This window comes from Vibrio sp. S11_S32, from assembly GCF_014694465.1.
Taxonomy (GTDB): domain Bacteria; phylum Pseudomonadota; class Gammaproteobacteria; order Enterobacterales; family Vibrionaceae; genus Vibrio; species Vibrio algicola.
In genome coordinates, this window is sequence record NZ_JAAUWS010000001.1 from 159,994 (window position 1) to 182,033 (window position 22,040).

A 22,040-nucleotide genomic window follows, 5' to 3' on the forward strand; every position below is an offset into this window, starting at 1 on the left:
GGAGCAGAATTGAGCATAGAGAAAAGTGTCAAAGATCATGTCTTACCTTTTCTCAAGCGACCAAGGACGGGATAGCATCTTCTCGGCGTATTTAAATTGATTAAATAGTGACTTTAATTGGCTTTATAGCAATTAAAGTCATTAGATGATCAGATCGTTACTGCGATTGGTGCTATTTCACGATTAAATGATTACGGTTATCGCGGCTCTTTTTGATTAACTCATCGCCCATTTCAACTTGCGTTGATTTGGCTAAGCGATCATAAAGCAATACATTCACTGTTGCAGCAAGGTTCATACAACCCACCGTTGGCACATACACCACCGCATCGGCTTTAGACACCACACTTTGATCAATGCTGCCATCTTCTGGGCCAAACACATAGATCGCTTTATCTGGGTGCACAAATTGCGGTAAAGAGGTTGCCCCTTCTGCCAGCTCTACACAGACAATTTTAGTCTCCGCATCAAGCCCTTCGAGCATATCCGCCACACCATCCAGCGGAATATGACGCGCAACACTTTTAGTATCGGTATGAAACTTCACTGCTTTTTCATATCGCACACCGGTATAGCGAACCGCGTCGACGCGATAACACCCTGAGGCTCGCATAACAGAACCAACATTTGAAGGGCTTTTCGGGTTGGTTAACCCTATGGTGACGTGAGTATTTGAAATAGACATAAATAGATCATTTTAGAAAAAGTAGCGGGATAATAGCAAAAAATATATATTTGGTCTTGCTCCCTTAACGATGACAATCATTCTGTTTAGATCTCACCAAATAGTGATACTCGGTGAAGAGCCGGCTCTTAAACAACTGTGACCCCCCGACCCTCTGGTCCGCTTCTTGTTTTCAAAACCGGATGCGCTACCAAGCTGCGCTGTTCACCGAGATTCAGATGCATAAACTATCTATAATTTAAACGCAAAAAACCGCATCATTACTGATGCGGTTTCTTTAAAGTGGTCGGTGAAGAGCCAAGATTCTAATATCAGACGAACCCCCGACTTGTCGGGCTTAAACGCAAAAAGGCTCCGCATTTCTGCAGAGCCTTTTCTTAATGTGGTCGGTGAAGAGGGATTCGAACCCCCGACCCTCTGGTCCCAAACCAGATGCGCTACCAAGCTGCGCTATTCACCGAAATTGTTGCTATTTGTTAGGTTGTCAAACCGAGGGTCACCCTCTGGTCCGCTAATCCTAAAACCCGAGATGCGCTACCAAGCTGCGCTATTCACCGAGATTCAATCAACATGTTGTCGCTGACTGAGAGCCGTATATTACGGATTTTATAAGCAATGGCAAGGGGATCAGGGCAATTATTTTGATAAATTTCAAAATAATGTTTAATTGATTACTTACTAAACAACCATCGTTCACAAATCAAATAGAATGGTTATAATTTCCCAATTCGTTCCATTTAAAAGGCACTCTTATGATTGATGACAACGATGATGACTTGTTTAAACAGATGATGGGCGATGTCAAACCGATCGAACAAGACACCACTCTTCGTGTTAAAGATCGCTCACTAACTGATGCACATTTAGCGCGTCGTGTGGCTGCGGTTTCTCTTGCCGATGAAAATGACGAATATTTGTCTTTAGATAACGCCCCAATGCTGCAACCGGATGCGATCTTGGAATATAAAAAAGATGGCATTCAAGATGGCGTCTTTCGTAAACTTCGCTTAGGTAAATACCCCATTACCGCTAAGCTCGATTTGCACCGCCGTACTCTCACACAGGCGCGTGACGATGTAGTGTCATTTTTACGCCAAGCGCAACGTCTTGATACACGTAGTGTGCTGATTGTTCATGGTAAAGGAGCGCAATCTAATCCTCCGGCTTTAATCAAAAGTTATCTTGCGGCATGGCTCGAACAAATCGCCGATGTGATGTGTTTCCATAGCGCCCAACCTTTTCATGGAGGGTCTGGTGCGGTGTATGTACTACTGAAAAAAAGCGCAGAAATGAAGCTAGACAATAAAGAGCGCCATCAAAAGCGCATGAGTTAAACGAAATGAATCAAATTAACAGTGGGTTCCCAAATGAAATCAGCTTGCTTAAGCTGCTGTATACTGGGGAATTGAACGCATCTAAGAAGTGAACAATGCCAAGTCAAAACGGGAATATGACATTGCCTCAAGTCGCGATTCATATTTAAGGCCGCTTGGATGATGCCTTAGATATTTAGTCAAAATTAACTGACACAAAATTCTGAACGCCCTCAACACTCACACTGCATTATCAATAGTTTTAATAAAACCTCCCATGAAGAGAGGTTTTTTCATTACGGGTTATTTACTTACTTGGCATTGGGAGAATTTCAAACATACCATCAAACTTATCGAGTGTGCCAACCAATTGCCTTAGCTGCGATTCATCGCCTTTCACACTCGCTTGACCAGATTTGAACAATGCCTCTAATGTTGTTTCACCAAGAACGACTTTTGTGAAATCTGCTTTGTTGATAATTAGCTCAAAGTCAACTTTTGGTAACGTATCGACTTCAATGTTAGCCATATTCGCATTAGACACTTCACCATAGTAACGCTCTCCAAGATCTGGATGGTAAACACCAAAGTTGAAATCAAGACTCGCAGATTCAGCTTTTGGTGCATTCAAACTAACAGCAATAAAATCTAAGAACATACCCGTTGGAGTATTCGCAATGACGTCAGGTGAAGCAAGCTTGATTGACTCTTCAATCTCACCAGTACGTAGCTCAACGGCACTTTGTAGGTAGCTGTTACGCCACGCCATCGTTTCAGACTGGTAACCTTGCTGTTCGAAACTATCTGCTAGTGCGAAACGGTAGTCAGTATTGTTCGGATCACATTGTACTAGATCGTTAAACAATTGAGACGATTCTTGGTATTCGCCAGCATTAAAGTGAGTCATACCCGCTTTATACAGTACGTCTGCACCTGCTGCATTCACATATACGCACGACTTATCTTTCGTTTGCAATGGGTTAGTATTGACAGGGTTCATATCATGGTAGCCAAGGTACAGGTTTACAACGGCACGAGCATTGTGACTGTATGAACCGTGATAACCGTTCGTGTGCCAAGTATCAATTTGAGATTGTGGAACGATCTCTTCAATTTGGCGGCCAACATCATGAATGGTCACCCCATGATTGGCTAGACGCATAGACTGGTTATGAATAAAACCATAGTTGTCACGCTGCAGCGTTATGTATTCAGAAATTTCGTTTACGTCAGTATCCATATTATTCCATACTGGAGCGGAGTGCGCTGCGTGAATATTATCCACTAAACCACTATCTACAAAGCGCATTTTGAGCTCAGTTAAGTATTTAGTCCAAATTAGAGAATCGCGTACTTTTGCCCCACGGAAGGTATAGATGTTGTGCATACCGTCATAAGTCAGCTCAGCTGTATTCAGAGAACGGTATTCTGGTACATACAGTATGATTTCTGCAGGCGCTTCCGCACCAGGCATATTAATTGCGTGGAATTCTAGTCCATCGATATTAATGACTTTTTCACGTTCTTGAATCTCGATTGTTGGCGCTACGAGTGTGACTTCACCACGTGATGTACCTAAGCCAAGAGCGTTATCAACAATACCTTTCGTGTTATTGCCCAGTGTCGTCCCGTACTGGTAATTTGCACGACGGCCCATTGCGGTACCTGCTATAACATTTTCATCAGCCAGTTCTTTAATGAAGTCTTTTGGTGCGTAGATCTCAGCACCTTTTGCAAAATCACCTGATTCATACACGCCACGAGAACCACCAAAATGGTCAGCGTGCATGTGTGAGTAGATCATACCCGTAATTTTATGCTCACCATTGATCGTCGGTAGATGTTCTTTCGCAAATTTCCACGACGCTGCTGCCGCTTCACGGGATAAAAGAGGATCGTGAATCACATAACCATTATCAGTGCGGTAAATAGTCATATTTGATAAATCAGCACCTCGAATTTGATATACACCATCCGTCACTTTGTATAGACCGCCGGCAGCATAATTTAACATTCCTTGACGCCAAATTGATGGGTTTACAGATGGTGGTAAATCGTCTACAGATCTATCCGCCATGTATTCAAAACGGTTTTTAAGCTCACCTGCTTCGTGAGTACCAAACTCAGCAATAAGACCACGGTGAGTACGTTCAAATGCAGATATGTCTTTCCAAGGAAGCATTTTTGCCACTGTGATATTTGCCTTTTCGGTGAACTTAGATGCTGGTTTTCCTTCATAAGTATCAATAGATGCATAGTCATTAGCTGCGGTGCTAAATGAAACCATAACAGAGAGTGAAAGAACTGAAAGAGTAAAACGAGTTTTCATAGGGAACCTCTTTGGTAATTCGTATTGGTATGGTGCTAATTTAGCGTATTGACACATAGCAATACATGCATGAAACTGTATTAAATACATCATGAAATGTTATGTTTGAGGAAAGGATGGATTCGAATATAGATTTAAACTTGTTAAAAGTGTTTGTAGTGGTTTATCGCCACAAATCGATTACCTTAGCCGCAGAAGAGATGGGGTTAACTCAGCCAGGAGTAAGCGGCTTACTTAAGCGTTTACAACAGCAGGTGGGGAGCCAACTATTTATTCGATCTGGCCGAGGGATTACCCCAACTCAGCATGCCAAAGAGTTAATTCGCCATGTTGAACCAGCATTGGCTCAAATCAATAACGCACTCGAAGGGTTGGAAGGGTTTTCGATCCAGTACCCACGTAAGTTTGTTATATACGCATCGGAACCCGTGATGTTAATGCTGCTACCTAAGTTAGAAGCAGACTGTAACTTGGGCAATATCACTATTGAGTTGCAACCCACCCACTCCAATCAAGAAGCACTAATCCAAGCTCTTAATCAACATCAAGCCGATCTTGCTATCGAACTATCTAACTATTCAGCACGCTCATTTTTTATTGAAGAACTTTTTGAAGATAAGATCCGACTGATAGCACGAAAAGGTCACCCAAGAATAGAAGATACTATTACACGCAAGCAGTTTTATGCCGAGAAACACATTACTTTGAAGTTACGCCGTGAAGATAGCTACATGGCAGATTATTTTACCGAAGAAAGTATCAGCGAACGAAAAGTAGCCGCAGAATGCACATCTCTTGTGTCATTAATGTCAATGGTCGCAACGAGTGATTGCATTGCGATGGTGACCGAAAGTATCGCAACAGCGTTTGCCGATAAACTGAATATACAAATGTTAGATTGCCCATTTACATCTAAACCGGTTAAGTATCGTTTATTAACCCATAACCGAGAGCGGCGAAGCGCGGCAAATATGTGGTTGCGAGAAAAAATAAAGTCCTATTTTTAAGTAATGATCATCTCCACACGATGCATCTTAACCGTATTAACCTGTCTCTTTTTAAACCAATCTGCTAAACTCTCCCTCCTTATTTTCTCAAGCTGGATTTTTTAAATATCCCCCCTTGAGATTTCCGTTGTGAAACGTCAAAAGAGAGATCAATATGACTGCCACCCCTTCTGCTATTCGTTTAAATAAATACATCAGTGATTCAGGTTTTTGCTCGCGCCGTGAAGCCGATAAACTTATCGATCAAGGTCGCGTCACTATTAATGGCATTGTGCCTGAAATGGGGACTAAAGTGCTGCCAAGCGATGAGGTAATGGTTGATCACAAACCGGTGCGCAGCAAAGAAAAACCTATTTATATTGCACTCAATAAGCCAACAGGTATTACTTGTACCACTGAGCGTCATATTGAAGGTAATATTATTGATTTCATTGGCCACCATAAACGTATCTTCCCAATTGGCCGTTTAGATAAGCCGTCTGATGGTTTGATTTTTATGACCAATGATGGCGATATCGTCAATAAAATTCTACGCGCAGGCAATTCACACGAAAAAGAATACGTGGTGCGTGTTGATAAACCTATCACCGCTGAATTTATTGAGCACATGGCGTCTGGGGTTGAGATTTTAGATACCATAACCTTGCCATGTAAAGTAACCAAAGAAACCGACTTTTCATTCCGTATCGTGCTAACTCAAGGCTTAAACCGCCAAATTCGTCGTATGTGTGAAGCACTTGGTTATGATGTATATAAATTGCGTCGCGTGCGTATTATGAACATCTCAATTGATGGCCTACCGAATGGCAAATGGCGTTATTTAACCGATGCTGAAATGGCAGAGATCCATGCCATGATTGAAGGCTCGGTCGGCACCGAAGAAGCCTCAATGGTCGATGCGGATGGACACGCCATCACTAAAGCCACCGATGCCAAACTGCACGATGCCCGCATACAAGCAAGAGCGGAAAAAGAGCGTGAGTTTGCAAGGCAGCGTCAAGAACTCAGCGAACAACAACCGCAATTTAAAACCTATAGCGGTAAAGGTGAGTTTGAGCGTAAAGCTCGTCCGAATAAAGACGCGGATCGCTCTGGTGGTAACCGCAGCCGCAACCAAGATAAACCAAGCAGCGCAAGCCAAACAAAACCGGCCACAAAGGGCTCGCGCTTTGGTAACTCAAACAGCAGCAGCATCAAAAAGTGGTCTCCAAAAAGCAAAGCGTAAACCTCTTTAATTGTCTATTTTCGAGGCTCTGATTTTGAGCCTCGTTTATCAGCCACAAAGATCGACCAATTTACCTCTCGTCAAATTAGCCAAATCCTGTGGCGCTAATTCAATTTCTAATCCTCGTTTTCCTGCTGAGACACAAATAGTGTCAAATCCTTGTGCACTGCTATGGATAAAAGTGGGCAAGGCTTTTTTCTGCCCCAGTGGACTAATGCCGCCTACCACATAACCTGTGACTGTTTGTGCAATGTCTGGATTGGCCATTTCAGCTTTTTTACCGCCCGCGGCTTTGGCGGCTAATTTCAAATTCAATTTATTTTCCACCGGAATGATCGCCACCGCTAAGTTTTTCGCCTCACCATTTAAACAAAACAATAAGGTTTTAAATACTTGCGCCGGATCTTGACCTAATGCCTCTGCCGCTTCCAATCCATAGCTTGCCGCACTTGGTTCATGTTTATATTGATGTACGCTGTGGGCGATTTTTTTCTTTTTGGCCAGATTGATAGCAGGCGTCATGGTAGTCCCTTGAAATTGAATATAAAAAAAGCAGCAGCCACTGACGTGGATACTGCTTATTAATTTACCAAAATATGGTGACAAAAATCACGATTTTATTGGGTTATTTATATTGGATTTCACCCTTTGGCTGATAATCTGACACTTTGATCGGATTGTGCTTCTCTAGGTAATCTTTTAAAACTTCCGCATCCACAAAACCTGTATTCACAAAGCCTTTTTTATCGGAGATCTTAGGATATCCATCGCCACCCGCGGCGTTAAAACTTGGCACGGTAAAGCGATACATTTTATTTGGATCTAATGCTTTACCGCCAATTTTAACATCATGGACTTTGCCATCTGCCACGGTCATTGCCACACCCGCAAATTGCACATAAGCGCCAGAGTCAATTGGCATCAGCCCGACCACATTAAGATAATCCAACACATCGCTGCCTTTCATATCAATATAAGTGACGATATTACCGAACGGCTGCACTTTCAGCACATCTTTGTAAGTGATGTCACCCGCGGCAATAGAATCGCGTACCCCGCCAGAGTTCATCACCGCAAAATCTGCGTTCATGCGTTCCATGTGTGACAAAGCAATTAATCGACCTAAATTGGTTTGCTTATAACGCACCACATTTCGGTCACCTTCAAGCTTGCCATCAGTATGAGACACTTTCACCATCAGCTTTTCTTGGCCCTTTTCTTGATAAGGTTTCAAGAACTTATGCAGTTCGGCATCTTGAGCTATTTCATCTTGGATCAGCACTTTTTGCTTCTTGCCATCTATCACGACCTTTTTCTTTAAATTTACTGGGATCAGATCGTAACTTACCATGCTTAACTGACCGTTTTTAAATTCAAAATCGGCGCGACCAACATACTTACCCCACTCGTGAGCTTGTACGATCCAAGTGCCATTTTGCTGATCAGGAATACATTTCTCACCCGGCTTATAGTCCACTTGGCGATGATTGTCTGACTCCATACACACAGGCTCTTGCGAGTGTCCGCCGACAATCATATCAAGCTCGCCCTTTGGCAAATAACGCGCCAGAGTCACATCGCCCGGCGCATTAACACCGCTATGACCGTTATCGTAGTGTCCCATGTGCGTCACAGCAAAAATCAGATCCGGTTTTTCATTGGCTTCCAGTTGCTCAATCACTTTTTTCGCTTCGGCTTTCGGGTCTTTAAATTCAACATCACCAATGTATTCAGGGTTGCCTATTTTAGCGGTGTCTTCGGTGGTTAAACCAATAACCGCAATTTTGATCCCTTGCTCATCGAAGATTTCATACGGTTTGAATAAACGCTCACCGGTTTTTTTATTGTAAATATTGGCCGATAGCATCGGGAAGTTAATCCAATCACGCTGCTTCATCAGTACCGAAAGCGGGTTGTCGAACTCATGGTTGCCGACCGCCATAGCATCATAACCAATCTTGTCCATGCCTTTGAAATCAGGTTCAGCATCTTGTAGATCCGACTCTGGTACGCCGGTATTAATATCACCGCCAGAGAAAAGTAATACACTGCCACCTTCGGCTTCAACATCATGACGAATACTATCAATCAGAGTTTTACGCGCCGACATACCATATTCACCATCATCATTTTGCCAGAATCGGCCGTGGTTATCGTTGGTGTGAAGGACGGTAAGTTTATAGGTTTTATCGGCTAACCATTCATGTTGGCTAGACGTTGAATTTTGAGTAGAACATGCGGCAAGTGAGGCGATGGCAAGTGCAATCGTCGATGCCTTAAATACAAACTGTTTCATCAATGAATACCTGTTTATAAAAGGGAAATAGAAAAGGTAGACCGAATAAGTTTATTAGAACTCACATCAGCCGTGCAATCAGTGTAACTCAACTCATTCTCAATGGGATATTACTCGTAACGTTCTGATGTCGCGATCACACGCAAACGATAACGGGAAAGAAAAAAGACAAAAAAATCCAGAGATCGAGGATCTCTGGATTGGTGTTGTAAAGCTTTCGAGATATTGCCTATAGCCCAAGTCGTTGACGTGGTAGCTTCAAAGACTTTGACTATTTATTATTTGATATCAATATGCACAAAACCTTTGATCACATCATCAAGCTGCTTCATTTGCTTAAGGAAAGGTTCAAGCTTATCTAATGGTAATGCCGATGGACCGTCACAACGCGCTTGATCTGGGTTTGGATGCGCTTCTAAAAATAGACCCGCAATACCCGTCGCTAAACCGGCTTTAGCCAATTCTACCGTTTGTTCACGACGACCACCCGATGCCGCGCCAGATGGATCGCGCATTTGCAGTGAGTGCGTCACATCAAAGATGATTGGACTGCCGTTTGATGCTTTTTTCATTACGCCAAATCCCAGCATATCAACCACTAAGTTATCGTAACCCATGCAAGAACCGCGTTCGCAAAGAATGATATTTTCGTTGCCACATTCGGCAAACTTATCCACGATATTACCCACTTGATCTGGGCTCATAAATTGGGGTTTTTTCACATTGATCACCGCGCCAGTTTTGGCCATCGCAGCCACTAGATCGGTTTGGCGAGCAAGAAAAGCGGGCAATTGGATCACATCAACCACATCGGCAACCGGCTGAGCTTGCGCTTCGGTGTGCACGTCGGTGATGATTTTGACGCCGAAAGTATCTTTTAGTTCTTGAAAAATTTTCAGTCCTTCATCCATACCAGGGCCACGGTAAGAATGTACTGAAGAACGATTCGCTTTATCGAAAGAGGCTTTAAATACGTAAGGAATGCCCAATTTCTCGGTCACTTTGACGTAATACTCACACATCTGCATCGCAAGATCGCGCGATTCCAACACATTCATACCAGCAAAAAGAGTAAATGGTTTGTCGTTCGCGACAGGGATATCACCCACTTGTACAATTTTTTGTTGTTGCATCGTTTTTACTCCGTCAATCAATAAACTGTCTAGCCACCTGTTTAATGGGGGGGATCTCGACATTAATGTAAGGTAATTTGCCCGCGATTGAGCAAGGAAACTTGAACTTTTAGCACTTCCGCAGAAGGGTCTTCTGGGCAGTTATCAATAAAATATTGGAAATCTTCTGCCGCCATGTGCAAACAATCGAGTTGTTGATAAATAAAACCACGGTCACGAATTTCAAATGGGTCATCAGGGGAGAAACTTAAGGCGATATTCGAGCACTCTAAGGCGGTGGCAAAATCATTCTCATGCATTAATGAGCCTTTAGTCACCGCCAGCCAACGACCTAACACCGCAGGGTTATCAGTCGTAGCCAGATCTTGTGGTTTTATTCTTGCTAATGGGCCATCGTAACCAATCAGCCAAGCACGCAATACTTGCTTAGTAAGATACTCACCGTTAAACGGATTAATGTATAAACTGGTTTCCCCATTCCAATTAACCTTGACGATAAATTGACTTGGAAACATGACCCCTTCAATCGGAAAACCGAGCTTTTCACCAAAATATAGCAGCAAGGCTCCGAGGCTAACCGGAATGCCTTTGCGGCGTTTCAGTACCGATTCGATAAAGGTATTTTGCGAATCAAAGAAGGTTTCGTGATCACCTTTAAATTGCCACTGATGATAAAAATACTCGATAAATGCAGCAAACTGTTGTTTTTGCTGTTGAATACTAGTATCAGATGAATCACCGACATTGATTAATGCCAGCTCAAGCTCGGCCAGCATCTCGTCCAAGTGCGATTTCACCCACTGGGTATCCGAGGTTGGCTTGATCAACGAATTTAATTCGATCGCCCCTTCAAGCAAGCTGACTTCATCCAGATCTTGCTCAAAAAGTGGCATTTCATCTATTTCAGCTTCAACTAATTGTTCAGACATTATTGATTACCACGTTGGAACTTTAGTGATCGCGAGATGGGCAGCCCAGTACAACCAACCTAATGCGCCAAAAAAAGCGATACTACGAATAAATTTGGTTTTCCCCAGTTTCAACGCCACAAAACCTAATGCGATATACACAAAGACGCAGGTGATTTTTTCAGTTAACCACGGTGCGCTGGCGGTAAAAGGCATAAAACCGGTAATAAAAATCAAGCTAATACCACTGGCAAGCAATACCGTATCGACGATATGCGGGGTGATTTTTAGCCATTTTTTATGCAATAACGATGAATCCATCATCATCAAGATATAACGCAAGGTCAGTAAAAAGACACTGATCACAATCGATAATAGGTGAATATGTTTCATTGACGCATATATCATGGTATTCCATTCTCCATTTGTGGCTTACTTAATGCTAGTCCAGCAACCTAAAGTGACTCGGTCATTGTTGCCATAATCCTTTTCAGTACTCACTTGCTGATAACCAAATTCGGTTAAAATAGTTCGCACTTCGCCGCCTTGCTCAAAGCCATGTTCCATTAACAGCCAACCATTTGGCAGCAAATATTGACGCGCATGGTCGGCAATAAAACGCAGATCCGCCAGACCTTTATCTTCAGCCACTAAAGCCGTTAATGGTTCAAAGCGTACATCACCTAAGGCTAAGTGCGGATCTTGTTTATCAATATAAGGCGGATTGCTCACAATACAACTAAATTGAGCATCAGCGCCTAAAGGTTCAAACCAACTGCCTTGCAAAAATTGCGCATTGGTTAAATTTAACTTTTGCGCATTGCGCGTCGCCAGTTGTTGTGCTACAGGCTGTAAGTCTATCCCTGTCACACTCAAGCAAGGCAACTCAGATGCCAAAGCCAATGCTATCGCGCCAGTACCTGTGCCTAAATCCAGAATATCACCGCTGATACCTTGCTTGGACAGTAACGCTATTTTATCTAGCGCTAACTCCACCAAACGTTCGGTATCGGCGCGCGGGATCAGCGTGGTTGGCGATACGTCTAATGGCAGCGACCAAAACTCACGTTCACCGACCAAATAAGCAATCGGTTTGCCTTCCAATCGTTGCTGTAACAAGGCATCAAACTGCTCACTTTGTTCAGCGCTCAACTCTCGCTCTGGCCATGTGAGTAAATAGCTGCGCGGCTTATCTAACACATGGCACAACAATACCGTCGCATCTAATGACGGTGACTCACTGCCACCATTGATTAATGCTTGGGTGGCATGTTTTAATTGCCCTTCGATCGAGTTCATTAATTTTGTTCAGCAAGTGCCGCCAGTTGATCGGCTTGATACTCTTGAATAACCGGATCAACTAAGCTTTGTAGATCGCCTTCCATCACTTCCGCTAAACGGTATAAGGTTAAGTTGATGCGGTGATCCGATACACGACCTTGCGGATAGTTATACGTACGAATACGGTCACTACGATCGCCCGAGCCTAGCAAGTTACGACGAGTGTCTGACACTTCTGCTGCGCGTTTGGCTTCTTCTGCTTTAATAATACGTGCCGCAAGAACCGCCATCGCTTTGGCTTTGTTTTTATGCTGTGAACGTTCGTCCTGACATTCCACCACCGTACCCGTTGGTAAGTGAGTAATACGAATAGCAGAATCGGTGGTGTTAACGTGCTGACCACCCGCGCCGGATGAACGGAAGGTATCAATTTTCAGATCAGACGATTTAATTTCTGGAATTTCGGCTTCTGGAATTTCAGCCATGACCGCAAGCGTACAAGCTGAAGTATGCACACGCCCTTGAGATTCAGTAGCTGGAACACGTTGTACGCGGTGACCACCCGATTCAAATTTCAATACGCCATAAGCGCCATCACCGCTTACTTTTGCGATCATTTCTTTAAAGCCGCCTTGCTCTGAAATATTGCTGCTCATTACCTCAATCCGCCAGCCTTTTTTCTCGGCAAAACGGCTGTACATACGGAATAAATCACCAGCAAAAATACCCGCTTCATCACCACCCGCACCGGCGCGAATTTCTAAGAAGCAGTTACGATCATCGTTTGGATCTTTTGGAATAAGCAGAATTTGTAAGTCATCGGCTAGACGTTCAATGCTCGCTTTGGCTTCTTTAATTTCTTCTTGCGCCATCTCACGCATTTCCGCGTCATCTTCTTGCGCCATTTCTTCAGCTGCGACTAAATCTTCTTGTGCTTGTTGGTATGCTTGGAAGCACAAAGTCACTTCTTCTAATTGAGAGTACTCTTTTGATAACGCGCGGAATTTATTTTGATCACCGATCACATCTGGATCACCTAATAAATGCTGCACTTCTTCATAACGCTCAACCAGCGTTTCTAACTTGGTTAAAATTGACGATTTCATAATTTTATCTTAAATGTCATGTTGCTATTGATGGGGGCTGTTAATTACATCGCTTGCATAAGAGCATAGCTAAAGTTCATCTAAACCTAAACTTTGACGAATAACAGTTAACTTTTCTGGCTCGCCCTGCTCGGCAACCACTTGCATGGCTCGAGTTGGCTGATGGATTAATCGGTTGGTGAGTTTGTTGCTTAATTCGCGTAATACTTTTTCAGGATTGCCACCGGCGGCTAAGGTATTTAAGCTTTTTTCCAGTAGATCATCTTTGATTTCGTTGGCGTGTTGGCGGTAGTCTCTAATGCTATCAACAGCTTGCAGTGAACGCAGCCACATCATATACGCGGCGCTTTCTTCGCTCACAATCGCTTCTGCTTGAATGGCTTCAACTTTGCGTTGTTCCATGTTTTTGTTGATGATCCCTTGCAGGTCATCGACGCTATATAAATAGGCATCATTAAGATCGCCGACTTGCGCTTCAATATCACGTGGAACCGCAATATCGACTAATAACATAGGTTGGTGCTTACGTTGTTTTAAAGCGCTTTCTACCATGCCTTTACCAATGATCGGCAATGGACTAGCGGTTGAACTGATCACGATATCGGCGCGAGATAAATGCTCAGGGATCTCGGAGAGTGTGATCACTTCACCATCAAATTGGTCAGCTAGTAGTTTAGCGCGTTCAATGGTTCGGTTGGCCACTATAATATTTTTGCAATGGGTCGATGATAAATGTTTGGCGACTAATTCAATCGTTTCACCCGCGCCAACCAACAATACGGTAATATTTTTCATCGATTCGAAAATTTGTTTCGCGAGCATACAAGCGGCGTAAGCGACCGAAACTGCACTGCCACCAATTGCCGTTTCAGTACGCACTTTTTTAGCCACGGAGAAAGCTTTATGGAACAGTTTCTCTGTCATGCCATTGACGGCTTTATGTTCAACCGAGGCCGCGTAGGCTTGTTTGACTTGACCCAAAATTTGCGGCTCGCCTAAAACTAACGAATCAAGCCCACAGGCAACGCGCATTAGATGCTGCACTGCGGTTTGTTCTTCATAACTATAAATACAAGACATTAAAGCGTCTGGATCCACTTTATGGAACTCCAGCAACCAATCGATAATGTAGCCTTGGCTGACCCCTTTGCGTAGATCACAATAAATTTCAGTACGGTTACAAGTCGAGACGATCACTCCACTTTTTATGGCATGACTTTCCGCCATCTGAGCAAGGGCTTCAGACAGTTTATCTGGTGAAAATGCAATTTTTTCTCGCAACTCAACCGACGCTGTATTGTGATTGATACCAATAGCAAGCAAAGACATGTAGTGGGAATACTCTAAAATAATAGTTATTGAGGCGGCAATTTTACTTGATGGGCAGTATTAATGAAAGGGCTAGAGCCTGTATTCCTCCATTTCAGCTAACATTCGTCTATTTCAAGCTACATTTGTGCTGAAGCGCTCACAAATAAAGTGCTACAATTGCCAAGAAACTCACTCATCAGTAAGGATTTTCTTTGCCTATCCTCCCAATTTTTCGTCGTATTACGGTCTTACTCCTTAGCGCAATCACGTTAATACTGGTCGGTTGTAGTTCAACACCGCCTTCTAACACCAGCGTTGACTGGCAACAACAACAGCAAGATCTCACTCAATTAAATACCTTTAAAGTCACCGGCAAAATTGGTTACCAAGATCCAGAGCATCGTCAGTCTCTTAATTTTGTATTAACTCATGCTTCTCATTACGATCAATTAAAATTGCTGAGCTTTTTTGGTCAAACAGTAATGACACTGCAAATGTTACCTAGTGGCGCGATGCTAACCACCTCAGACGGCAAAGTCACCACCGCAGCGCAAGCCAATCAATTAATCAAGCAATTAACTGGTTTAACCATTCCGGTTTCTGAACTACCCGATTGGATCAAAGGCCTGCCAACTGGCGCTGATAACATTACGTTTAACGACATGAATAATGTGGCCAGTTTAGAAAAAGAAATTGATACAAAGCAGTGGCAACTCGATTACTTAAGTTATGCGCCGCAAGCTACGCCGGTTAAGCCCGACCTTATGCTGCCAAGTCATTTGTTTTTACAACAAGATAAAACTCAAATTAAAATCGTGATCAGTAAGTGGATTTTTTAATGCCGGCGAACAACATTCAAACTCTAAAAGCAAAATCCATCGCTTGGCCTTCTCCTGCCAAGCTTAATTTATTTTTGTATATTACTGGTCGCCGCGATAATGGTTACCATGAACTGCAAACCTTATTTCAGTTTATTGACTTTGGCGACACGTTATTTTTTGATGTCAATAATACCGGTGAGATAACCATCACCCCTGCGATTGAGGGGGTATCACTGGAGCAGAATCTGATTTGGAAAGCAGCCAATGCGTTGAAAGTCTATGCGCAGCAAAATGGTTCATGCGGATCTCAATCCAATATAGAACAACACAAGCTGGGCGTAGATATTCAACTTGATAAAATACTGCCAATGGGCGGCGGTTTAGGGGGCGGTTCCTCTAATGCGGCCACGACGCTAGTTGCTTTAAATACCCTTTGGAATTTAAATATTGATATTGATACCTTAGCGGAAATTGGTTTAGCTTTAGGCGCGGATGTGCCTGTTTTTGTGCGAGGCCAAGCCGCCTTTGCGGAAGGTGTGGGTGAAAAACTCGAGCCCGCTCATCCTGCCGAAAAATGGTATTTAGTCTTAAAGCCTGATGTGAACATCGCCACTGCGGATATTTTCACTCACCCAGATCTGACTAGAAACACGCCTAAACAGGCTTTAAGCACGCTTTTACAGCAAGGTTACGAAAACGATTGCGAAAAAATCGTTACTTTGCTGTATCCAGAGGTTGCTAAGCAACTTTCATGGCTGTTACAATATGCGCCGTCGAGACTAACTGGTACCGGTTCTTGTCTTTTTGCTGAGTTTGATACTCAACAGCAAGCCGAACAAGTGCTTGAATACCTAGCGTCGACCGAATTTTCAAATAGTGTCTTTGGCTTTATCGCCAAGGGAATGAATACTTCTTCCCTTTATAAGACTTTGGCTGACTATAAACAAGCCAACCACAACTCAATTTAAAACTGGACTCAACCCGAGGTTTCCACCGTGCCTGATATGAAGCTATTTGCTGGTAACGCCACACCTGAACTAGCCCAACGTATTGCAGATCGTCTATACATTTCCCTTGGTGATGCAGATGTTGATCGTTTTTCTGACGGCGAAGTCGCTGTTAAAATTAATGAAAACGTCCGTGGTAGTGATGTGTTTATCATCCAATCTACCTGCGCCCCAACCAATGACAACCTCATGGAATTGGTTGTTATGATAGATGCAATGCGCCGCGCTTCTGCTGGCCGTATTACTGCCGTCATCCCTTACTTTGGTTACGCACGCCAAGATCGTCGAGTTCGCTCGTCTCGTGTGCCGATCACTGCTAAAGTTGTTGCTGATTTCTTGTCTAACGTGGGTGTTGACCGCGTTTTGACTATCGATTTACACGCTGAACAAATCCAAGGTTTCTTTGATGTTCCAGTGGATAATATCTTTGGTACTCCGGTATTAATGGAAGATATGAAATCTCGCGGCTTAGAAGATCCTGTGGTTGTTTCTCCAGATCTTGGTGGTGTTGTTCGTGCTCGTGCAACCGCTAAAATGTTAGATGACACGGATATCGCAATTGTTGATAAACGTCGTCCACGTGCTAACGTTTCTGAAGTGATGAACTTGATTGGTGATGTTAAAGGCCGTGATTGTGTGATCGTCGATGACATGATCGATACCGGTGGCACACTGTGTAAAGCAGCTGAAGCCCTAAAAGAACGTGGTGCAAAGCGTGTATTTGCTTATGCGACTCACCCAGTATTCTCAGGTAACGCAGCGAAAAACATTGCTAACTCTGTGATTGATCAAGTTATTGTGACTGACTCAATCCGATTATCTGATGAGATAAAAGCGACAGGTAAAGTCACTCAACTGACTTTATCTAGCATGTTGGCTGAAGCGATTCGTCGTATTAGCAACGAAGAGTCTATCTCGGCGATGTTTAATTAAGAGACTTCCTCTTACTTAAAGCTCAAAATTTTAAAACCACTTCATATCATGTGAAGTGGTTTTTTATTATTTGTCACTCTGCCCACCCTTTTAAAAAATATGCTATCATGCCGCGCTTTTAAAATTTGCAAAGAGAGCTAAATCTTGACTCAATCGATCAAATTACTGGTTGGCCTCGCCAATCCTGGGCCTGAATATGTCCGCACTCGTCATAATGCGGGTGCTTGGGTAGTGGAAGAATTAGCACGAGTGCACAATGTTAGTTTAAAGGATGAAAGTAAATTCTTTGGCCTAACTGGGCGCATTATGGTGCACGGTCAAGATTTACGACTGCTTATCCCGACCACATTTATGAATCTATCGGGAAAATCGGTCGCCGCATTAGCCAAGTTTTATCAAATCAAACCTGAAGAAATCATGGTCGCACACGACGAATTGGATCTTCCCCCTGGCGTGGCTAAATTTAAAAAAGGCGGCGGTCATGGCGGCCATAATGGTTTAAAAGACATCATTGCCAAGCAAGGCAATAATAAAGAATTTTACCGCTTACGCATTGGTATTGGCCATCCAGGTCATAAAGATCGCGTTGCAGGTTATGTATTAGGCAAAGCGCCAACCAAAGAACAAGAATTACTTGATGCTGCAGTTGATGAATCGGTTCGCAGCTTAGACATACTACTAAAAGATGATCTCGCCAAAGCGCAGAATCGTTTACATACGTTTAAAGCTGAATAGATCATTTGGATCATTAAGCAAAACAATTAAATTACAACAACATCGGCAATTACGCTGAATGAAAGAAGGTTTATAACATGGGTTTTAAATGTGGGATCGTCGGTTTACCGAACGTAGGTAAATCAACTCTATTTAACGCACTGACTAAAGCAGGTATTGAAGCGGCTAACTTCCCTTTCTGTACTATCGAACCTAACACTGGTGTTGTGCCGGTTCCGGATCCTCGTCTTAATGCATTAGCAGAAATTGTTAACCCAAAACGCATTTTGCCAACCACAATGGAATTTGTTGATATTGCAGGTTTGGTTGCTGGCGCATCAAAAGGTGAAGGTCTAGGTAATAAATTTCTAGCCAACATCCGCGAAACTGACGCTATCGGTCACGTTGTTCGTTGTTTTGAGAACGAAAACATCGTTCACGTTGCTGGCCGTATCGATCCGATTGAAGATATCGAAATCATCAATCTTGAGCTTGCTCTGGCCGATCTTGATAGTTGTGAACGTGCTATTCAACGTCAAGCAAAAAAAGCCAAAGGCGGCGATAAAGACGCTAAATACGAAATCACCGTATTAGAAAAATTACTGCCAGTATTCGTTGAAGGCGGCATGGCTCGCGGTGTTGCATTAAGCAAAGAAGAATTAGCAGCAGTTGGCTACTTAAACTTCTTAACCTTGAAGCCAACCATGTATATCGCCAATGTGAGCGAAGATGGATTTGAAGATAACCCATTTTTAGATAAAGTTCGTGAATACGCCGAAGGCGAAAATGCGGTAGTGGTGCCAGTTTGCGCCGCAATTGAATCTGAAATGTCGGAACTTGAAGAAGAAGACCGTGACGAATTCTTAGCTGATCTCGGTATTGAAGAGCCAGGTCTTAACCGTGTTATTCGTTCTGGCTACGAATTATTAGAGCTTCAAACCTATTTTACCGCGGGTGTACAAGAAGTTCGCGCTTGGACAATTCCTGTTGGTGCTACTGCTCCACAATCTGCGGGTAAGATCCACACCGACTTTGAAAAAGGCTTTATTCGAGCTGAAGTGATTGCTTTTCAAGACTTCATCCAATTTAAAGGTGAAAGCGGAGCAAAAGAAGCGGGTAAATGGCGTTTAGAAGGCAAAGATTACATTGTTAAAGATGGTGATGTGGTTCATTTCCGCTTTAATGTTTAAGTTTTTTTAGCTAACAATCTAATAATTTTTTAAAGTCAGTGGTCCCGCCACTGACTTTTTCTTTTTTATTCACTCTGAAAATCGTCAAATCAGATCTGACCAAGAGATATTTAAAACCAGCAGACCCGCAATATAATGGGTGTTTTTGCTTACAAATAACGCTTTTTGTTTAAAAAAAATGCGAACGATTCATTTTAGAAGATTTATTCAAAAAAACTATTGACGCTTGCAGCCCTAATCCGCATAATGCGCTCCGTTCTCGTTACACAGTTAAACGTGTTGAGGCAGAGGTGAAAATCTCAATTTGGCTACGTAGCTCAGTTGGTTAGAGCACATCACTCATAATGATGGGGTCACAGGTTCGAATCCCGTTGTAGCCACCAAATTTTACAAGTTTTGATTTTTTCGAAATTTGACGCTCGATAAAGTAGATTGTCTCCAATCAATTTACTAAGTTTACATCGAGTAACTAGTTGTTGAGTTTATACTTTAACTTCTAGTCACGGTTTTGCGGTCGTGGCGGAATTGGTAGACGCACCAGATTTAGGTTCTGGCGCCGAGAGGTGTGAGAGTTCAAGTCTCTCCGACCGCACCATTGATTCAAAACGTTTCTCCTTGTGAGTTTCGTCTGTTGGGCTATCGCCAAGCGGTAAGGCACTGGCTTTTGATGCCAGCATTCCCTGGTTCGAATCCAGGTAGCCCAGCCATTATTCAAAATGGTAGGTTAGTTAGATAAAGCCATTGGCTTTTGATGACATACCCAAAGAGTTCCCTGAATTCGTTTCAGGTAGCCTAGCCATTATTGAAACAAACTTCACTTTGCGAGGTTTGTCGCTCAAAAAGTATTTTTTACTATTTGAGACTAGAAATTCAGAGGATGGTTAGTTATACTCTCTGGCTCGAAAAGTTACTAAGTAACTTTACAATACAAAATTTGGCTACGTAGCTCAGTTGGTTAGAGCACATCACTCATAATGATGGGGTCACAGGTTCGAATCCCGTCGTAGCCACCATATAAAATACATGTTTTGATTTTTCGAAATGTGTCACTCGATAAGTAAATTGTCTCCAATCAATTTACTTGGCTTATATCGAGTCACTGGATGTTAAGTTTAAATACTTTAACTTCTAGTCACGGGTTTTGCGGTCGTGGCGGAATTGGTAGACGCACCAGATTTAGGTTCTGGCGCCGAGAGGTGTGAGAGTTCAAGTCTCTCCGACCGCACCATTGATCCAAAACGTTTCTCCTTGTGAGTTTCGTCTGTTGGGCTATCGCCAAGCGGTAAGGCACTGGCTTTTGATGCCAGCATTCCCTGGTTCGAATCCAGGTAGCCCAGCCATTTACAACGTTAACAAGATTGCCAATATCTTATTAACTATAAAATTCTTCTTGTAAAAGAAGCGCTGCGGTCGTGGCGGAATTGGTAGACGCACCAGATTTAGGTTCTGGCGCCGAGAGGTGTGAGAGTTCAAGTCTCTCCGACCGCACCATTATCCAATCGAACCCACTTTTTAGTGGGTTTTGTTGTTTCTGGCTTATGCTTATTTTATCTCCTTCTTATTTATCCTCCTTCTGTACTGCTTTGCTAAGGTTTTATTTATGAGATAAACATCTCGAAAATACTTCCCATCACGCATTCCAATTTATCTGAATTTTACGCACCATAAAGCCAATTGATATAAATCCCTCTAATGGATAAACCTATGCTTGTGGAACTGTTAACCCCACCTCAAACCTTATCGCTAATTTTAGGGTGCTATACTCCCACGAGTCCTTATGGCTTGCATCGACTTGACCTCAATAGCGTCACCGGCGAATTACAAGCCAACCTATTAGAGATACCAATCAAAGATCCGTCTTATTTTGATGTTTATCAGTCCCAAATTTATGCCATTTCAGAAGTCAGTGCAGATCATCATCCACAAATTCACCAATACTCACTATGCAAAGTTCAATGTAATAAAACAGGCCAATTTGATATTAGTGGTGATTCACCTTGCTTTATCGCAATGAATGCCCAACACAAACTGGCGACTACCGCTCAATATGGCAGCGGTCATGTGGATGTATTCCAACTCGATGATTCATTAGATTTAAAACAACACCTCCAATCCATAGATAGCACCTCGAAAGCATCAGCACAGCAAGTGTCGCATGCACATCAAGCCATAATCCTAAATCACACTAAAACGCTAGTAAGCGTCGATTTAGGCTTAGATAGGTTGAGTTTTTATCCGTATGACCAACATCATGAGTGTTTTTCAATTCAAAACCGTCAAGAGTTAGACTTAGCGTCAGGCTCGGGGCCAAGACATGTTGAATTTACTCAAGATGAACAATTTGGCTTACTCTTATGTGAAGTGTCGGAGCAATTGATTGCCATTCACGATCAACAGCAACAATGGCAGATAATCAATGCTCAAGCTGCTTTTCCAAATACGGACAATGGACAGGCTGGCGGCGCGATTAAACTGTCACCCGATGAGCGATTTGTTTATCTTTCGGGACGGCGTCAAAATATCATCAGTTGTTTTGCATTTGATAACCAAACTGGAACAGTAAACCATCAATATTCGGTTGATTGTGGTGGTGATTTTCCACGAGATTTTGCCATTTCAGAAAATGGTGAATGGTTAGTCGTGGCCAATCAAAATGATCATAGCGTGGTGAGTTTTAAACGAAATGTATTCGATGGCAGAATTCAACATACCGGACATAGTCTTTTCATTGATATGCCGGTATGTGTCAAATTCTTCGAGGGTTGATATTTAATAACTAAG

At 42.9% G+C, this 22,040-nt stretch carries 19 protein-coding genes and 8 tRNA genes; 16 read left to right on the forward strand and 11 right to left on the reverse strand.

What is annotated here, in order from left to right:
• Positions 1–172 precede the first annotated feature (172 nt).
• Together HC723_RS00710 and HC723_RS00715 are read right to left on the reverse strand one after the other, a co-directional pair.
• Positions 173–679 (reverse strand): RNA methyltransferase, encoded by a 507-nt coding sequence (locus HC723_RS00710; RefSeq protein ID WP_153448130.1) that lies wholly within the window; start codon positions 677–679, stop codon positions 173–175.
• 389 nt (positions 680–1,068) lie between these two features.
• Positions 1,069–1,145 (reverse strand) — tRNA-Pro (locus HC723_RS00715).
• Positions 1,146–1,437: 292 nt separating this feature from the next.
• Here HC723_RS00715 and smrA point away from each other — a divergent pair.
• Positions 1,438–2,019 carry a DNA endonuclease SmrA gene (smrA, locus tag HC723_RS00720; protein ID WP_153446562.1) on the forward strand — a complete coding sequence of 194 codons (582 nt, stop codon included), beginning with the start codon at positions 1,438–1,440 and terminating at the stop codon, positions 2,017–2,019.
• Between the two features lie 286 nt (positions 2,020–2,305).
• Here smrA and HC723_RS00730 read toward each other — a convergent pair whose 3' ends face one another.
• Positions 2,306–4,327: an alkyl/aryl-sulfatase gene (locus HC723_RS00730; protein WP_190337886.1), complete on the reverse strand. Its 2,022-nt coding sequence runs from the start codon at positions 4,325–4,327 to the stop codon at positions 2,306–2,308.
• Positions 4,328–4,443: 116 nt separating this feature from the next.
• Between HC723_RS00730 and HC723_RS00735 the strand changes: the two genes are divergently transcribed.
• The gene (locus tag HC723_RS00735) at positions 4,444–5,334 is read left to right on the forward strand and encodes a LysR family transcriptional regulator (RefSeq protein ID WP_190337887.1); all 891 of its coding nucleotides are present in this window, start codon (positions 4,444–4,446) and stop codon (positions 5,332–5,334) included.
• Between the two features lie 154 nt (positions 5,335–5,488).
• Positions 5,489–6,559, forward strand: coding sequence for a 23S rRNA pseudouridine(2604) synthase RluF (gene rluF, locus HC723_RS00740; RefSeq protein WP_190337888.1), 1,071 nt, complete (start codon positions 5,489–5,491; stop codon positions 6,557–6,559).
• 48 nt (positions 6,560–6,607) lie between these two features.
• Here rluF and ybaK read toward each other — a convergent pair whose 3' ends face one another.
• The 8 genes from ybaK to hemA all read right to left on the reverse strand — a co-directional run bounded on the left by ybaK (position 6,608) and on the right by hemA (position 14,612).
• Complete coding sequence (gene ybaK / locus HC723_RS00745; RefSeq protein ID WP_153446555.1) at positions 6,608–7,081, reverse strand: Cys-tRNA(Pro) deacylase; 474 nt, start codon at positions 7,079–7,081, stop codon at positions 6,608–6,610.
• 103 nt (positions 7,082–7,184) lie between these two features.
• Positions 7,185–8,855: a bifunctional UDP-sugar hydrolase/5'-nucleotidase UshA gene (gene ushA / locus HC723_RS00750; RefSeq protein WP_153446553.1), complete on the reverse strand. Its 1,671-nt coding sequence runs from the start codon at positions 8,853–8,855 to the stop codon at positions 7,185–7,187.
• Positions 8,856–9,133: 278 nt separating this feature from the next.
• Positions 9,134–9,988, reverse strand: a complete 855-nt coding sequence (kdsA, locus tag HC723_RS00755; protein ID WP_153446551.1) for a 3-deoxy-8-phosphooctulonate synthase — start codon at positions 9,986–9,988, stop codon at positions 9,134–9,136.
• A 62-nt stretch (positions 9,989–10,050) separates the two neighbouring features.
• Positions 10,051–10,917, reverse strand: a complete 867-nt coding sequence (locus HC723_RS00760) for a SirB1 family protein (protein ID WP_238925379.1) — start codon at positions 10,915–10,917, stop codon at positions 10,051–10,053.
• Between the two features lie 6 nt (positions 10,918–10,923).
• Entirely contained in the window at positions 10,924–11,301 is a 378-nt protein-coding gene (locus HC723_RS00765; RefSeq protein WP_153448128.1) for a SirB2 family protein, read from the reverse strand.
• A gap of 27 nt (positions 11,302–11,328) precedes the next feature.
• Positions 11,329–12,195 (reverse strand): peptide chain release factor N(5)-glutamine methyltransferase, encoded by an 867-nt coding sequence (gene prmC / locus HC723_RS00770; protein ID WP_190337889.1) that lies wholly within the window; start codon positions 12,193–12,195, stop codon positions 11,329–11,331.
• Positions 12,195–13,283, reverse strand: a complete 1,089-nt coding sequence (gene prfA / locus HC723_RS00775; RefSeq protein ID WP_153446547.1) for a peptide chain release factor 1 — start codon at positions 13,281–13,283, stop codon at positions 12,195–12,197. The genes prmC and prfA overlap by 1 nt, the downstream gene beginning before the upstream one ends.
• Before the next feature lie 69 nt (positions 13,284–13,352).
• Positions 13,353–14,612 carry a glutamyl-tRNA reductase gene (gene hemA / locus HC723_RS00780; RefSeq protein ID WP_153446546.1) on the reverse strand — a complete coding sequence of 420 codons (1,260 nt, stop codon included), beginning with the start codon at positions 14,610–14,612 and terminating at the stop codon, positions 13,353–13,355.
• A 194-nt stretch (positions 14,613–14,806) separates the two neighbouring features.
• Here hemA and lolB point away from each other — a divergent pair, with 194 nt between their 5' ends.
• From lolB to HC723_RS00845, 13 genes are all read left to right on the forward strand, one after another.
• Entirely contained in the window at positions 14,807–15,433 is a 627-nt protein-coding gene (lolB, locus tag HC723_RS00785) for a lipoprotein insertase outer membrane protein LolB (protein WP_190337890.1), read from the forward strand.
• Entirely contained in the window at positions 15,433–16,383 is a 951-nt protein-coding gene (ispE, locus tag HC723_RS00790) for a 4-(cytidine 5'-diphospho)-2-C-methyl-D-erythritol kinase (RefSeq protein WP_153446542.1), read from the forward strand. Before lolB ends, ispE begins: the two co-directional genes overlap by 1 nt.
• A gap of 27 nt (positions 16,384–16,410) precedes the next feature.
• The gene (locus tag HC723_RS00795) at positions 16,411–17,355 is read left to right on the forward strand and encodes a ribose-phosphate pyrophosphokinase (RefSeq protein ID WP_153446540.1); all 945 of its coding nucleotides are present in this window, start codon (positions 16,411–16,413) and stop codon (positions 17,353–17,355) included.
• Between the two features lie 144 nt (positions 17,356–17,499).
• The gene (gene pth / locus HC723_RS00800; RefSeq protein ID WP_153446539.1) at positions 17,500–18,090 is read left to right on the forward strand and encodes an aminoacyl-tRNA hydrolase; all 591 of its coding nucleotides are present in this window, start codon (positions 17,500–17,502) and stop codon (positions 18,088–18,090) included.
• Positions 18,091–18,167: 77 nt separating this feature from the next.
• Positions 18,168–19,259, forward strand: coding sequence for a redox-regulated ATPase YchF (ychF, locus tag HC723_RS00805; RefSeq protein WP_153446537.1), 1,092 nt, complete (start codon positions 18,168–18,170; stop codon positions 19,257–19,259).
• Between the two features lie 306 nt (positions 19,260–19,565).
• Positions 19,566–19,642, forward strand: a tRNA-Met gene (locus HC723_RS00810).
• 127 nt (positions 19,643–19,769) lie between these two features.
• Positions 19,770–19,854 (forward strand) — tRNA-Leu (locus HC723_RS00815).
• 37 nt (positions 19,855–19,891) lie between these two features.
• Positions 19,892–19,966 (forward strand) — tRNA-Gln (locus HC723_RS00820).
• A 229-nt stretch (positions 19,967–20,195) separates the two neighbouring features.
• Positions 20,196–20,272: transfer RNA gene (locus tag HC723_RS00825), tRNA-Met, on the forward strand.
• 130 nt (positions 20,273–20,402) lie between these two features.
• A tRNA-Leu gene (locus tag HC723_RS00830) sits at positions 20,403–20,487 on the forward strand.
• Between the two features lie 37 nt (positions 20,488–20,524).
• Positions 20,525–20,599, forward strand: a tRNA-Gln gene (locus tag HC723_RS00835).
• A 66-nt stretch (positions 20,600–20,665) separates the two neighbouring features.
• Positions 20,666–20,750: transfer RNA gene (locus HC723_RS00840), tRNA-Leu, on the forward strand.
• A gap of 213 nt (positions 20,751–20,963) precedes the next feature.
• A complete protein-coding gene (locus tag HC723_RS00845; protein WP_190337891.1) occupies positions 20,964–22,025 on the forward strand; it encodes a lactonase family protein in 1,062 nt (353 codons plus the stop codon).
• Positions 22,026–22,040 lie beyond the last annotated feature (15 nt).

Bases quoted from the DNA above. Each gene is read 5' to 3' on its own strand.
- smrA (WP_153446562.1), top strand. From the start codon at position 1,438: ATGATTGATGACAACGATGATGACTTGTTTAAACAGATGATGGGCGAT.
- HC723_RS00730 (WP_190337886.1), bottom strand. From the start codon at position 4,327: ATGAAAACTCGTTTTACTCTTTCAGTTCTTTCACTCTCTGTTATGGTT.
- HC723_RS00735 (WP_190337887.1), top strand. From the start codon at position 4,444: ATGGATTCGAATATAGATTTAAACTTGTTAAAAGTGTTTGTAGTGGTT.
- rluF (WP_190337888.1), top strand. From the start codon at position 5,489: ATGACTGCCACCCCTTCTGCTATTCGTTTAAATAAATACATCAGTGAT.
- ybaK (WP_153446555.1), bottom strand. From the start codon at position 7,081: ATGACGCCTGCTATCAATCTGGCCAAAAAGAAAAAAATCGCCCACAGC.
- ushA (WP_153446553.1), bottom strand. From the start codon at position 8,855: ATGAAACAGTTTGTATTTAAGGCATCGACGATTGCACTTGCCATCGCC.
- kdsA (WP_153446551.1), bottom strand. From the start codon at position 9,988: ATGCAACAACAAAAAATTGTACAAGTGGGTGATATCCCTGTCGCGAAC.
- HC723_RS00760 (WP_238925379.1), bottom strand. From the start codon at position 10,917: ATGTCTGAACAATTAGTTGAAGCTGAAATAGATGAAATGCCACTTTTT.
- prmC (WP_190337889.1), bottom strand. From the start codon at position 12,195: ATGAACTCGATCGAAGGGCAATTAAAACATGCCACCCAAGCATTAATC.
- prfA (WP_153446547.1), bottom strand. From the start codon at position 13,283: ATGAAATCGTCAATTTTAACCAAGTTAGAAACGCTGGTTGAGCGTTAT.
- hemA (WP_153446546.1), bottom strand. From the start codon at position 14,612: ATGTCTTTGCTTGCTATTGGTATCAATCACAATACAGCGTCGGTTGAG.
- ispE (WP_153446542.1), top strand. From the start codon at position 15,433: ATGCCGGCGAACAACATTCAAACTCTAAAAGCAAAATCCATCGCTTGG.
- ychF (WP_153446537.1), top strand. From the start codon at position 18,168: ATGGGTTTTAAATGTGGGATCGTCGGTTTACCGAACGTAGGTAAATCA.
- HC723_RS00845 (WP_190337891.1), top strand. From the start codon at position 20,964: ATGCTTGTGGAACTGTTAACCCCACCTCAAACCTTATCGCTAATTTTA.